Here is a 13,291-nt window from a genome sequence, read left to right on the forward strand (position 1 = left end):
AATTGCATGCGTTGACGCTCGATTAACTTCAGGCCGTTTTAACTTCGCTAATGTTAAGCGCTTCTTTCATCGCTTCGCGGATTTTGAATTTTTGAATTTTCCCCGTCACGGTCATTGGGAACGCATCGACAAAACGGATATAACGCGGCACTTTGTAATAGGCAATCTGACCGTTACAAAATGCACGCAATCCTTCTTCGTCGACGCTTTGACCCGGCCGCAGAATGACCCACGCGCATAGTTCTTCACCATATTTGGCATCCGGCACGCCGACGACCTGTACATCTTGCACGGCTGGATGGCGATACAGAAATTCTTCAATCTCGCGTGGATAAATATTTTCTCCGCCGCGTATCACCATGTCTTTGATTCGGCCAACGATATTGACGTAGCCTTCGCTGTCCATCGTCGCCAGATCGCCGGTGTGCATCCAGCCTTCGGCGTCGATTGCCTCCTGCGTTTTTGGCAGATCGTCCCAATAACCTTGCATCACGACATAGCCGCGTGTGCACAGTTCGCCGGTGACACCAATTGGTACTATTTCACCCGATTCTGGATCGACCATTTTGACTTCAAGATGTGGATGCACCTGACCAACAGTCGACACGCGTTTCACCACCGGCGAATCGGTGAGGCTTTGGCAACTTACAGGGCTGGTTTCGGTCATGCCGTAAGCAATCGTCACCTCCTCCATGTGCATGTCACGCACTACCCGCTTCATGACTTCAGTTGGGCAGGGCGAACCGGCCATGATCCCGGTGCGTAATGTGGACAGATCGAATTCCGCAAAACGTGGGTGGTCGAGTTCAGCAATAAACATCGTTGGCACGCCATGTAAGCCAGTGCAGCGCTCATCCTGCACCGCCTGCAATACCGATAACGCATCAAATCCGTCATTCGGATAGACGATGGTTGCGCCGTGAGTCAGACAGGCCAGATTGCCTAGCACCATGCCAAAACAGTGATACAGCGGGACCGGAATACATAAGCGATCCTGCGCCGTGAGCCGCATGGCTTCGCCAATAAAGAAACCGTTGTTCAAAATATTGCGATGTGTCAGCGTCGCCCCTTTAGGAAAACCGGTCGTGCCGCTGGTGAACTGAATGTTAATCGCATCGGTGGCTTGCAATGTCGCACCAATCAGGGCGACTTGTGGATCGTCGCTATCACCGCGGGCGATCAGATCAGAAAACCGTAACATGCCCGGTAATATATCGGTGCCAAGATGCACCACCGTTTTTAAAGTCGGAATGCGCGCCGCCTGCAATTCACCAGGAACGCAACCGGCCAACTCGGGCGCCAACGTGCGCAACATCTCAAGATAATCACTGGTTTTGAAGCTGGTCATTGTGACGATGACTTTGCAACCAACTTTGTTGAGCGCGTATTCCAGTTCGCTCACACGATAGGCAGGATTGATATTGACCAGAATAATACCGACACGGGCTGTCGCCAATTGCATCAGTAGCCACTCGCTATTATTGTGCGACCAGATCCCTACACGTTCGCCGCGCTCAACGCCACACCGCAGTAAAGCGCTTGCCAAACGACGTGATTCCGTCTGCAACTGGCGGTACGTCATGCGAATGTTTTGATGGCAAGCGACTAACGCATCGTTGTCGGGAACATTTTCCACCATCCCATCAAAGAAAACGGCAAGGGTATCTTCGATCAACGGGATATCCTGACTGCCACGCGCGATACTCATGCCGTTGATTGGCGTACTGATTAGATCGGTCATCGCATTAGTGGTGGAAATGGTCGTTGGCAAATCGGCTAAAGAATCGTTTTTCGCTTGCATGATTGTTTGTCTCCTATCCTTGTCCATTGATTTTTGGCCACCGTCATTCTGGTCGTACAGCGGTCCAAACGGCATCCAGCGGTCACTCAAGAAATTTATATTATTTTTTCTGGAAAATATCCGTCTACATAAAACCAGCGGTACGCACTTTCATTCAGCTGGGCTTTGGTCTCAGTTTCGGCCAGTTCTCTTACAAATTGACTTACTTCGTGAAGGCGTTGGGCGCGCCCGCCGACTTTATAACGGGCAACAAATTCCACCGTCGCATGATTGCCGTCAGTCTCATGCTGTCGAATCTCTAAACCAAGCCACTTCAACCCATCGTCAGCGCTGACGATGTTTTCCGCCGCAGGTCGCGTGCTACGGTGCCAGGTCGCTGATAAATAGACATCATCACGCAGCGTGTAGGCGGTATACCGAGAGCGCATCAATTCCTGTGCAGTTTGCGGCACAGACGGATAGAGTCCAACTTGTGGGGCGAGAAAACGACCGCAACATGTCGAGAACTGACCGCCGCCACATGGACACAGTGCTGCATTATGTGATTTGTTCATACTGGCTTGTTCATCGTACTTTTCAATTTTTCGATGTTGCCGCGTTTAGACTTTGCCAGACTTCAACATTGCTTCAATCTGATCAAAGCGGTCAAAACCCCAAAACGATTCGCCATCGACGATCACAAACGGAGAGCCAAATACACCACGCGCCATGGCTAGGTCAATCTCGGCTTTTAACTGGTTTTTGATCGACAACGTATTCACGCCTTCAGCCATGCCTTCTGTATCGAAGCCATTTTTACGCGCTATATCAAGGACATTAAGCGGCTCAGCAATATTGATGCCGTGCACAAACATGCCTTGATAAATCAATTTGGCAAATTTGATCGACTGATCAGCACCATGTTTGCTCTGCATCCACAACATCGCACGCGCCGCAACTTGGGTAGGAAGCGGAAAAGCCGGAGGCCGATGATAGGGAATGCCATGAAAGAGCGCGCTCCGCTCGAAATCGTGGAACGAATATTTTCCTTTCATCGGCAACTCTGTCAGCGGTGCCGAACCGGTGGTCTTGAAGACAGCGCCGAGCAAAATCGGATGCCACTCGACGTCGCGCCCATATTTTCCCGCCAGTTCGTCAATGCGTTCGGCTGCAAAATAGCCGTAAGGAGACGAAAAATCAAAATAAAAATCGATTGCAGCACTCATGTAAAACCTTTTTCGAATTCACTCTGGCGACCGAATCCCGGTCGATAGTGTTGTTTTCAGTGTCACCCGGCTTTGCTCAAACAAACATACCAGGGAAATCAGCGAAAAAATGACTTTGCATCGTTGCCTGTTTCAGGACTTTTGCAGGACGTCCCGGCGACTGACTTATCCGCCGGGATAGCTTTGCATCCGTCTTTTTGTCTACACGGTCACCAGCGTAGACAAACCGTCATTACAGCATCTCAATCGCCAGCGCCGTACCTTCGCCACCCCCGATACATAACGAGGCCACGCCGCGCTTGCCGCCAGTCGCTTTCAAAGCGCCAAGCAGCGTCACGATAATGCGCGCACCGGATGCACCGATAGGATGGCCCAATGCACATGCGCCGCCATGCACGTTGACCTTGTCATGCGGAATATTGTGTTCTTTCATCGCTGCCATTGGCACTACGGCGAATGCTTCGTTGATTTCAAACAGATCAACGTCAGCGCTGGTCCAACCGATTTTCTTGTACAGCTTATCGATTGCACCAACCGGCGCAGTGGTGAACCAATCTGGCTCTTGCGAGTGGCTGGCATGACCGACGATTCTGGCGATTGGTGTGCAGCCAAGTTTCTTCGCAGTGGACTCAAGCATCAATACCAGAGCGGCAGCACCGTCATTGATCGACGATGATGATGCGGCGGTAATCGTGCCGTCTTTTTTGAATGCTGGACGTAGCGATGGAATTTTTTCCACCTTCGCTTTAGTCGGGCCTTCGTCTTTATCGATAACCACCTCGCCCGCACGGCTAGTGACCGTTACCGGTGCGATTTCCCACTTAAACAGGCCATCGGCAGCAGCAGCTTGTGCACGCTTGACTGAGCTGATTGCAAAGTGATCTTGCTCTTCACGCGTGAATTTGTATTTTGCTGCACACTCTTCACCGAAAGTGCCCATCGAACGACCGCCGCCGTTTTCAGTTCTGGAATAGGCATCTTCCAGACCATCCAGCATCATATGATCCAAAATCGCGCCGTGACCGATACGATAACCGCCACGTGCCTTCGGCACTAAATACGGTGCGTTAGTCATCGACTCCATCCCGCCAGCGACAACAACTTCATGCGTGCCGGCCAACAATGCGTCATGTGCAAACATGGTTGCCTGCATGGCAGATCCACACACTTTGGAAATCGTCGAGGCGTTAGTCGACATTGGCAATCCGGCCTTGATTGTCGCCTGACGCGCCGGTGCCTGACCCTGACCAGCTTGCAATACGTTACCGAACACCACACTATCAATTTGTTCAGGCTTTAGCCCGGCGCGCTCGACTGCCGCTTTGATCGCGACTGCACCCAGATCAGTAGCGGTTAGTGAGGAAAAATCACCTTGAAATGCACCCATCGGGGTACGTGCCGCACCGACAATAACAATTGAGTCACTCATGTTTTTTCTCCAGTTAAAGACGGTCTATGCCGTCAGATTAGTCACAATTTGAAACGTATTTCTTGACACTTTTTTTAGCACAGCAAAGCGTCATGACCAATTTTGCGAAAATCACGCTACTCTGCACAATCTTGCGTGACCGGCGTCAGCATGGCTACTGATTTCGCATTTCTAAAACGACATTCTTGTGGGTAAGGAAAAACATCGTCGAAATGGCCATCCAGTATGTGCTGTTTGCGTTGCTGCCAGTACTGTTGCGTCAATAAATCTGCATGATGTTTCAAAAAATATTTTCTTACGTTGGTGTTGCCCAAAAGAAAAACACCGAATTGTTCAGGAAACACGTCATTTTTTGCGACCGAATACCACGGTTCGGCAGACATTTCCTCCTCTTCATTGCGTGGCTCTGGAATCTTCCGGAAGTTGCAATCTGTAATGTATTCAATCTCATCATAGTCATAAAAAACGACCCGATTGTGACGTGTCACACCGAAATTTTTGTACAGCATATCGCCGGGGAAAATATTCACGGCCACCAATTCTTTGATTGCATTGCCATACTCGACGATGCCATGCTCCATCGCCGTTTGATCACCGTTCGCCTGGGCGCTGTTCAGATAGATATTCAAAGGCACCATGCGGCGCTCGATATACAGATGCTTGATAATGATTTCGTCGCCATCTTCTTCAACCACGGAAGGCGCTACAGCTTTCAATTCTGCCAATAATTCATCGGCAAAACGTGCGCGCGGAAAGGCAACGCTTGAGTATTCTAATGTGTCGGCCATGCGGCCCACACGATCATGATTTTTAACCAGTAAATATTTTTCTTTGACCAGCGCATTGGTCGTCTCTTTGGGCGCTGGGAAATAATCCTTGATCACCTTGAATACATAGGGAAACGATGGCAGCGCAAACACCACCATGACTAACCCGCGTATCCCGGGTGCAATTTCAAAATTATCCGAGGAGTGCCTTAAATGACGCAAAAAATCCCGATAAAATAAGGCCTTGCCGAGTTTTTGCAGACCAAGAATCGTATAAATTTCACTACGTGGTTTTTCTGGCATCAGGGTCCGTAAAAACTGCACATAGGCAGAAGGAACCTCCATATCCACCATGAAATACGCACGCGTAAACGAAAACAAAATCGCCAGTATTTTGCGTTCAAACAACACAGCATCCAATACCAGTTCACCTTTGCGATTATGCAAAATCGGAATCACGAACGGATACTCATTGCTACCGTTGATGATTTTGCCGACCATGTAAGCGCCTTTGTTGCGGTAAAAAAGCGTCGATAGCACGTGAATCTGGTGATTGAGTTCGAGCGCGTCTGCGCTAAACGTTTGCTGGATGCGCTCTTCTGCCAGCGTGACATCGCGATCAAGATCAGCGAAAGGTGTTTGCAACTGAAAATTAGTAATGATGCGCTTCAGGGTGGCGTGCATCCCGTCTAGCATTGGGTAATACACGCGGAAGGTCGGTGTCGTCTCGTCGGTGTCCAGATATTCAGTCGATACTGCTGGCCGTACAAAAATGAAGTCATTATGGAAATAGATTCGGTGCAAAATTTTGCAACATACCGAATTGAAAAACGTCTCTGCAAGCTCCGGTTGCTTGTGATCAATCAGCAAGCCAATGTAATGCAGCTTCACCTCGCGCCAGACCTCGTCGGTGAGATCGACATCGGCATATTCATCTTCCAGCATCTGCACACATTCGTCCACGCGCGTGTCATAAAAGGCGATCCGTTCACGGGCCTCGATCTGAGCGGTTTTCCAGTCGGCACATTCAAAATGCCGCTTCGCCGCATGGGTTGCCTCGCGAAACAGGCGGTAATGCTTGTCGAAGCCGTCCAGTATTGTCCGCGCAGTATCAAAGGCGATCTGCGAGGACAACAATTTTGGAAAGGCTGGCGACATGGTCATAACGAAAAATGGTTCTTCCAGTTGGCAAGCGTTTCCAGACTGACGCCAATACCGCCGCAGACGACAATCAAGGGCCGTTCGAATTTATCCAGTTCAGGTAGGCGTTGATAGGCGACTGCCAAGGCTGCGCCGCATGCCGGCTCGACCAGCGTTCGCATATCATTTGCAAACGAAAGACAGGCAGCAACCGCCTGCGCATCGCTGATCTTGACGCTCAGCACCGTATGTTGACGCGTCCAGTTAAATGCGGCTGCCGCCACGCGGGTCGCATTCAATGACGTGGCAATCGACGTCACCGCCGCTAACGACACCAACTCGCCCGCCGCCACAGCAGCATGTAAGGAGGCCGCGCCATCGGTTTCGACCGCGATCAATGGCACCTCTTTCAAACCGTTGCGATGCATGCCTTCCAGTATCCCGGACATCAATCCACCGCCGCCAACGGCACAAATAACCACATCAAAATCGAATCCCATCGCTTTAGCTTGCGCTAAGGCTTCGTCGATCAGGGTGGCGTTGCCGTCCCAAATATCAGGATGGTCAAAAGGTGGAATGTAGATCACACCCGCTTGTTCACATAATGTGAGCGCGGCCTGATTCGCCTCATGCCATGCGCTGCCGTGCACAATCACTTCTGCACCGATGTCACGAATGCGCGCAATCACCGCAGCGGAAGTGGTTTCCGGCACGACGACCGTGGTTCTGACACCTAATGCAGCACCGGCGAAAGCTGCCGCGAAACCGGCGTTACCGCCGGACGGACAGACTAATCGGGTCGCACCACTCGTCACCGCACGCTGGCAAAGCAAACCAATCCCGCGCAACTTGAATGAGCCAGAGGGTTGCGTGTTTTCCATTTTCAACCAAACTTTTTTGCCGAGAGCGACAGAAAGTTGTGGATGTGCCAATAAAGCCGTTTGAATATGCAAAGAAGTCATCTATGCGTAAGTCCTAATAATGAAAGTGTACTTGCCTGCATAAAGTGTACTGCCTGAAGCGAATTAACAAAACTGCGCGTTGCCTGCTACCTGGCCAATGGCTAGTTAGCATTAACTTATGGCAGACGCAGGACAAACATTAAGCCGTTTCAGAAAATAATTCGCGTCCGATGAGCATACGACGAATTTCGCTGGTTCCTGCACCGATTTCATACAATTTCGCGTCGCGCCATAGGCGACCAACCGGGTATTCGTTGATATAACCGTTGCCGCCCAGCGCCTGAATTGCTTCGCCCGCCATCCAGGTAGCTTTTTCGGCAGAATATAAAATCGCGCCCGCAGCATCTTTACGTAAAGCACGTGCGGCTTCCGGTGTTTTGGCACGGTCGCAAGCCTGACCAACGGCATACACATAGGCTTTGCAGGCCATCATGGTGGAATACATGTCAGCAAGTTTGCCTTGCATCAATTGAAATTCGCCAATGGCCTGGCCGAACTGCTTGCGGTCATGTACATACGGAACGACGACGTCCATACAGGCTTGCATGATGCCAAGTGGGCCGCCTGACAAAACTGTCCGTTCAAAATCGAGTCCAGACATCAACACGTTCACACCTTTGCCGACGCTACCGAGGACATTTTCAACAGGGACTTCACAATCCTGAAAGACCAGTTCGCCGGTATGCGATCCGCGCATACCCAACTTGTCGAGCTTTTGCGCGACGCTAAAACCTTTAAAAGTCTTTTCAACCAAAAACGCCGTCATGCCGCGAGCGCCTGCCGTCAGATCAGTCTTGGCATAGACCACCAACACATCTGCATCAGGACCGTTGGTGATCCACATCTTGGTGCCATTCAGCACCCAGCGGTCACCTTTTAAGTCCGCCCGCAACTTCATGCTAACCACGTCAGAGCCAGCATTTGGCTCCGACATGGCGAGCGCGCCGACGTGATCCCCAGAGATCAATTTAGGCAAATATTTGGCTTTTTGCTCTGCATTGCCGTTACGACTAATCTGATTGACGCATAAATTGGAATGCGCGCCGTAAGAAAGTCCGACCGAAGCCGATGCGCGAGAAATTTCTTCCAATGCAATGATATGCGCCAGATAGCCCAGTCCGATGCCGCCGTAGGCTTCATCAGCAGTAATCCCGAGAAGGCCTAAATCACCCATTTTTTTCCATAAATCCATCGGAAATTGGTCAGTACGATCGATTTCTGCCGCACGTGGGGCAATTTCTGCCGCCGCAAACTGTTGAATCGTTTCACGCAAAGCGGCGATATCTTCGCCATGATCAAAATTTAGTCCGTTCAGATGCACCATATGTTTACTCCATTTGTTGTTAGGGGGCCGGCTCGAATAGCGATTTCCTATTTCCATTACCATCGTTTAAATATTCAGATCACGCGGACTACCTGCAGCATTTACGGCGCTGTTCCAAGTATTAAATTACTTTGTCCGGGTCGGCTTTCTGTTGCTTAAATTGATTGGTTTTCAGTAATCTCACGCATTCGAGTTCGTGCACTAAAATCTCGGCTAACGTGATTTCGATATCTTCGCGTTGCTGTTCCAATAACTGCTTGTGATGCGCCAGAACCGCCTGAAAACGTTCAAGCTGTGCCACGGAATCCTTAGGCGAGTCGTACATGTCGACCAGGCTTTTGATTTCCAGCAGCGTCAAACCAAGGCGCTTGCCACGCAATGTCAACTTCAACCGCGTACGCTCGCGCCCGGCGTAAACACGATTTCGCCCACCCGCGCCTTCGCGCGCAGGGCTCAGCAGGCCTTGGTCTTCATAAAACCGAATAGCCCGCGGCGTGATGTCAAATTCATGTGCAAGTTCGGTAATGGTGTAGGTCGGCATAATGGGCGGCAATACTTTCAAAGCTCTTCTAAAAACCGTAGCACGGAGCCTGCCGCTCAATCCCAAGTTGGATTAAACAGCGGGCTGAAGATCGGGTTGACAATTCGATCCATACAACAGTACGTCGCACTTCGGAAATCTAATTGTTCGGTCAATACCTATTAAAGTAGCTTAAAGGTTTGTCGGTAACACAAGGGATGCAAACCATATTTAATGTGGTTTAGGTTACGTACGCTACGTTATCCGCAGTTAACGTTAACGTCAATCAAATTCTTCTTTGAATAATTGAAACAACAATTTCTCTTGGGAATGAAACCTGTGGCATTACGCAATATTGGTATTCAAGACCATCAAAGAGAAGATGCGCATCCTTCCCAAGCCATATTAAATGCGCGATTGCATCCGGCAACCGCATAAAGCGCGACAAGCGCATGCGCGTGCGTACGGCGACAAAAGTCAATTAACACCGACCAAAACCCAGACACGTCCTATTGTCTGCGGCTTGATTCGCTAATAGCATAAAACATGATCAAACCTGCGACGACGATAGTTAGAGCGGCTGGTTTAGGCCTTGAGTTAGAACACCTGCTCACGCTGCGCTCTTTCAAGCGCGTAGCTAAGTGACGACGTGTGGTTATTACCAAATTTTAAAACACCTATTACAAATAAATTATGAACAGTATTCCAGATTTTAATGCATCGTCCATCACGCCCAACAGCATGAGCAAAGCATCATTGGTGGCGTCGAAAAAAAACAGTATCGAAAAATCGATTAAGGATGTGATAGACCATGTCAGCAGTCAAACCGGCATCGTCACCGCGCATTTAGCGCCGTTGCAAAAGCTGGCCCAAGACTACAACTGCATCATAGGTTTCCGTCCGGTAGATCCGTTAGCGACCGAGTTAATTGAAAATGGGCACCCGACCAAACGTTTTTGTGACAAAGGAAAAAGTGCTTCGTGGGGACCGCAGGCAGGGATGATTTGCGTGAATCAGCGTTACAGCAAATTGGAAAATGCGTCTGAGGAGAAGATTGCGAAATTTAATAAGTACGCACAATCCAGTATCCAAAATGGCGATGTCATAGCCATACCGCTATCAATATCGCCAAAACGCTTAAATAGCTTATTAAAACTAGGCGTCATTACCAATTTATCGCTTGAGAACGCCCAAGGAATAGTGACGTTCAGCGCGAAAGCCCCCAGCAATCACGTTTTTCAATGTGAAGCTTCACGCCAGATACAGAATGATCAGGATAGGTATGTCATCACTTTTCAAGGAGCCCCGATTGAAGTATTAGCGCCAAAAATTGATCAGCAATCTCCAATGGAAGCTAGGGCATTGACAGCAGATTACGATCTATTTTTGATCGGGCCGCATCTTGGCGATGTTGGAGCGCAAGATAATCTGCCTGTGCCTGATATTGCACCAATCGTGTTGCGTAACAAGGTCGATGCTTATCAACGGATGCACAGCAAAGAAATGGTGGGTCCATATAACTTGAATGCGGAGTTGGTCGAAGCTTATGGCTCTGAAAATAAATTTTCTGAAAAAGAAGATAAAAATATCGGTAACGCAACACAACGAATACGCGACATGATCCCCGTCATTAATCACGCCTTGGTCGGTGATGGCGAGAAAGTGGTGCACCACAGTGCCGATTCTGGCAGTCCTGCTACGGATCCTTCGTCGAATTATCCTGCGACTTTTTTTCTACCTATAAAAATCGGTCCATTCGAGGTGATGAGCATCATTAATAATAGTCAAGAGCTAGCGACATTAGTACAAGAGGCAAAGGACGGTGGCTATCACATGCCGCTTAATCCATTATGGGAAAAAGAGGTTAGCGAGGTCCGGCGCAGCAGTTACCAAGAGGCACTTACAACACTTGACACATGATAAAAAATTAGGTCACACAAGTTCTTTCCAAATTTTGGACCAAATTACGACCGTCGAATTACGCTGATATTGACCATTCAAATTAACCGCGTCTATGCAGCAGTCACAATGACCTTCTAAAGCCGACTCAATGCACCAGATTCCTGTCCCGCAGCAGCTGAATAAACTGGTCGGCGGCAGGGGAAAGCGTGCCTCCCTTTCTAGTGACAATGCCGAAAGTCTGGTATTTCGATTGCAGCTTCAATGGCAAAATACGTACCATCTTATGCGCCACAAATAACTTTGCAACGTCCGTCGGCAGTAAGGCGACCAGGTCTGTACTTCGCTGCAGAATAGTCACTGTCACGAAGGTGGATGCGGTCGCAATCTGATTCGACGGCATGCTAATGCCAGCCTGATCCATTTCTCTTTGCAGCAGCGAATGCAGCGGCATATGACCGGGATAAACCAGCCATCGATGATCCTTTAAGTCCTTCAGTGTCAACTCTCCCTCAAACGGTGGGTGCGCATACCCGACCACCACTGAAATCGACTCATCGCCCAGTGGTTGATAGTGATATTTAGAGGGTTGATCGCTGACACTGGCGCGACCTATCACCAGATCAAGGCGACCGTCGTCGAGCAGCGAAAGCATGCGTAGGCTTGTATCTTCCACAACTTCGATGGAGAGATTGGGCTGTCTGGTATGCAGCCAGTTGAGAATTGGCACCAACACTTCCGGCACGGCCCCCATGATCGTACCGACTGCAAGCCGCCCACCTCGACCGGATCTTATTTCGGCGATATCGTGGCACAACGACGTCAGGTCGGTCGCCATTAGCCGTGCGTATCGAATGATGCAATGCCCGAACTGATTGGGAATCATGCCGGTCTTGGATCGTTCGAACAGCGGTGCTTCAAACATCGATTCGAGCTCGTGAAGCACCTTGCTCGCCGCCGACTGTGTCATCGACAGAACGCCTGCTGCCTTATGAAGAGACTTATGGTCGTCCAGCGCAATCAACAGGTGAAGTTGCTTCATGCGCAACCGGGACATCAGCACATCAATGGTATTTTTCATGTGAGTCGTAAAAGTAATCACGAGATGGAAACAATTCAATATACATCAAGCATGACGTCCCCTATAGTCGCTGCACAAACAAAAAAATACAAAACGGCTGCTGGAGACAAAAATGAGACTGATCCAATTTCTGGACAATGAAGGACATCGTCGCGTGGGCGTCGTTAATACCGACTCCGACCTTGTACATATTGTCAACAACGCTCGTGCGACCCGGCAGCTTGCTCTAGACGCCATTTCCGACGGCGTCAGCCTTGAAACAAAAATTGCTGCACTTGGCCACACGCCGGGAGACTCTTATAAAGCCATTCTCGCGGAATCCCGTATCCTGGTCCCACTCGACCATGACGAAGATCCCGCGCATTGCCTGATCAGCGGCACAGGGCTGACCCATCTGGGCAGCGCTTCACTGCGCGACGCCATGCACCACGATCAGGTGCCGCATGAAGCAATGACTGACTCGATGCGGGTTTTTCGATGGGGCCTGGAAGGCGGGCGACCGCGCTCGGGAACGCCCGGTGTGCAGCCGGAATGGTTCTACAAGGGCGACGGCGGCATACTCGTTCATCCTGGCCGCGCCATCCCGGTTCCCGCGTTCGCGGAAGACGCAGGCGAAGAGCCCGAACTGACAGGCCTGTATGTCATTGGTGCCGACTGCAAGCCTTATCGGCTTGGTTTCGCGATTGGTAACGAGTTTTCCGATCACATCATGGAACGGCGTAATTACCTTTACCTCGCACATTCAAAATTACGCTACTGCTCGTTTGGCCCCGAGCTCAATATCGGCACTTTGCCGAGCGATCTTTCCGGCGTCAGCCGCATACATCGCGATGGCAAATTGCTGTGGGAGAAGCAGTTTCTAACGGGTGAGAAAAATATGACTCACACCATAGAAAACCTTGAATATCACCATTTCAAATACGCGCAATTCTTGCGGCCGGGCGATGTCCACGTCCACTTCTTCGGTTCTGCCACCATTTCTTTCGCAGATGGCATAGCAACGCGGGAGGGCGACACCTTTGAAATCAGCTTGCCCGCGTTCGGCGCGCCGTTGTGCAACTCCTTCGAGCGCAGCAGTGGACATGTGAGTGCAGGCGGCGTGCTTCAACTTTGACCTATCAACTTTAACTTCGAAGCTCTCATTTAACAGCTCTCATAAAAAA

Annotated in this window: 11 protein-coding genes; 2 read left to right on the top strand and 9 right to left on the bottom strand. The window is 50.0% G+C overall.

The window, feature by feature from the left end; all coding sequences use genetic code 11:
* Positions 1–28: 28 nt before the first annotated feature.
* From ACXX82_RS10205 to ACXX82_RS10240, 8 genes are all read right to left on the bottom strand, one after another.
* The gene (locus tag ACXX82_RS10205) at positions 29–1,741 is read right to left on the bottom strand and encodes an AMP-binding protein (protein ID WP_322240307.1); all 1,713 of its coding nucleotides are present in this window, start codon (positions 1,739–1,741) and stop codon (positions 29–31) included.
* A gap of 155 nt (positions 1,742–1,896) precedes the next feature.
* Entirely contained in the window at positions 1,897–2,355 is a 459-nt protein-coding gene (locus tag ACXX82_RS10210; protein WP_322234302.1) for a YchJ family protein, read from the bottom strand.
* Positions 2,356–2,400: 45 nt separating this feature from the next.
* Positions 2,401–3,006, bottom strand: a complete 606-nt coding sequence (locus ACXX82_RS10215; protein ID WP_322234305.1) for a 2-hydroxychromene-2-carboxylate isomerase — start codon at positions 3,004–3,006, stop codon at positions 2,401–2,403.
* 232 nt (positions 3,007–3,238) lie between these two features.
* Positions 3,239–4,435 carry an acetyl-CoA C-acetyltransferase gene (locus ACXX82_RS10220; RefSeq protein ID WP_322234307.1) on the bottom strand — a complete coding sequence of 399 codons (1,197 nt, stop codon included), beginning with the start codon at positions 4,433–4,435 and terminating at the stop codon, positions 3,239–3,241.
* Between the two features lie 116 nt (positions 4,436–4,551).
* On the bottom strand, positions 4,552–6,360 hold the full coding sequence (aceK, locus tag ACXX82_RS10225) for a bifunctional isocitrate dehydrogenase kinase/phosphatase (protein WP_416186852.1): 1,809 nt from the start codon (positions 6,358–6,360) through the stop codon (positions 4,552–4,554).
* Positions 6,361–6,362: 2 nt separating this feature from the next.
* Positions 6,363–7,304, bottom strand: a complete 942-nt coding sequence (locus tag ACXX82_RS10230; protein ID WP_323506591.1) for a pyridoxal-phosphate dependent enzyme — start codon at positions 7,302–7,304, stop codon at positions 6,363–6,365.
* A gap of 139 nt (positions 7,305–7,443) precedes the next feature.
* The gene (locus ACXX82_RS10235) at positions 7,444–8,628 is read right to left on the bottom strand and encodes an isovaleryl-CoA dehydrogenase (protein ID WP_458562860.1); all 1,185 of its coding nucleotides are present in this window, start codon (positions 8,626–8,628) and stop codon (positions 7,444–7,446) included.
* A gap of 121 nt (positions 8,629–8,749) precedes the next feature.
* Entirely contained in the window at positions 8,750–9,169 is a 420-nt protein-coding gene (locus ACXX82_RS10240; protein WP_322240309.1) for a MerR family transcriptional regulator, read from the bottom strand.
* Positions 9,170–9,841: 672 nt separating this feature from the next.
* Here ACXX82_RS10240 and ACXX82_RS10245 point away from each other — a divergent pair.
* Complete coding sequence (locus ACXX82_RS10245; protein ID WP_458562861.1) at positions 9,842–11,068, top strand: anthrax toxin-like adenylyl cyclase domain-containing protein; 1,227 nt, start codon at positions 9,842–9,844, stop codon at positions 11,066–11,068.
* A 127-nt stretch (positions 11,069–11,195) separates the two neighbouring features.
* Here the strand turns inward: ACXX82_RS10245 and ACXX82_RS10250 are convergent, their stop codons facing one another.
* Positions 11,196–12,128, bottom strand: a complete 933-nt coding sequence (locus ACXX82_RS10250; protein ID WP_322234320.1) for a LysR family transcriptional regulator — start codon at positions 12,126–12,128, stop codon at positions 11,196–11,198.
* A gap of 112 nt (positions 12,129–12,240) precedes the next feature.
* Between ACXX82_RS10250 and araD1 the strand changes: the two genes are divergently transcribed.
* Positions 12,241–13,242, top strand: coding sequence for an AraD1 family protein (gene araD1 / locus ACXX82_RS10255; RefSeq protein WP_458562862.1), 1,002 nt, complete (start codon positions 12,241–12,243; stop codon positions 13,240–13,242).
* Positions 13,243–13,291: the final 49 nt, after the last annotated feature.

The sequence above is a fragment of the Glaciimonas sp. GNP009 genome (genome assembly GCF_054343755.1).

Coding starts and splice junctions, on each gene's coding strand:
- ACXX82_RS10240 (WP_322240309.1), bottom strand. CDS start 9,169: ATGCCGACCTACACCATTACCGAACTTGCACATGAATTTGACATCACG.
- aceK (WP_416186852.1), bottom strand. CDS start 6,360: ATGTCGCCAGCCTTTCCAAAATTGTTGTCCTCGCAGATCGCCTTTGAT.
- araD1 (WP_458562862.1), top strand. CDS start 12,241: ATGAGACTGATCCAATTTCTGGACAATGAAGGACATCGTCGCGTGGGC.
- ACXX82_RS10235 (WP_458562860.1), bottom strand. CDS start 8,628: ATGGTGCATCTGAACGGACTAAATTTTGATCATGGCGAAGATATCGCC.
- ACXX82_RS10245 (WP_458562861.1), top strand. CDS start 9,842: ATGAACAGTATTCCAGATTTTAATGCATCGTCCATCACGCCCAACAGC.
- ACXX82_RS10230 (WP_323506591.1), bottom strand. CDS start 7,304: ATGACTTCTTTGCATATTCAAACGGCTTTATTGGCACATCCACAACTT.
- ACXX82_RS10215 (WP_322234305.1), bottom strand. CDS start 3,006: ATGAGTGCTGCAATCGATTTTTATTTTGATTTTTCGTCTCCTTACGGC.
- ACXX82_RS10205 (WP_322240307.1), bottom strand. CDS start 1,741: ATGACCGATCTAATCAGTACGCCAATCAACGGCATGAGTATCGCGCGT.
- ACXX82_RS10220 (WP_322234307.1), bottom strand. CDS start 4,435: ATGAGTGACTCAATTGTTATTGTCGGTGCGGCACGTACCCCGATGGGT.
- ACXX82_RS10250 (WP_322234320.1), bottom strand. CDS start 12,128: ATGAAAAATACCATTGATGTGCTGATGTCCCGGTTGCGCATGAAGCAA.
- ACXX82_RS10210 (WP_322234302.1), bottom strand. CDS start 2,355: ATGAACAAATCACATAATGCAGCACTGTGTCCATGTGGCGGCGGTCAG.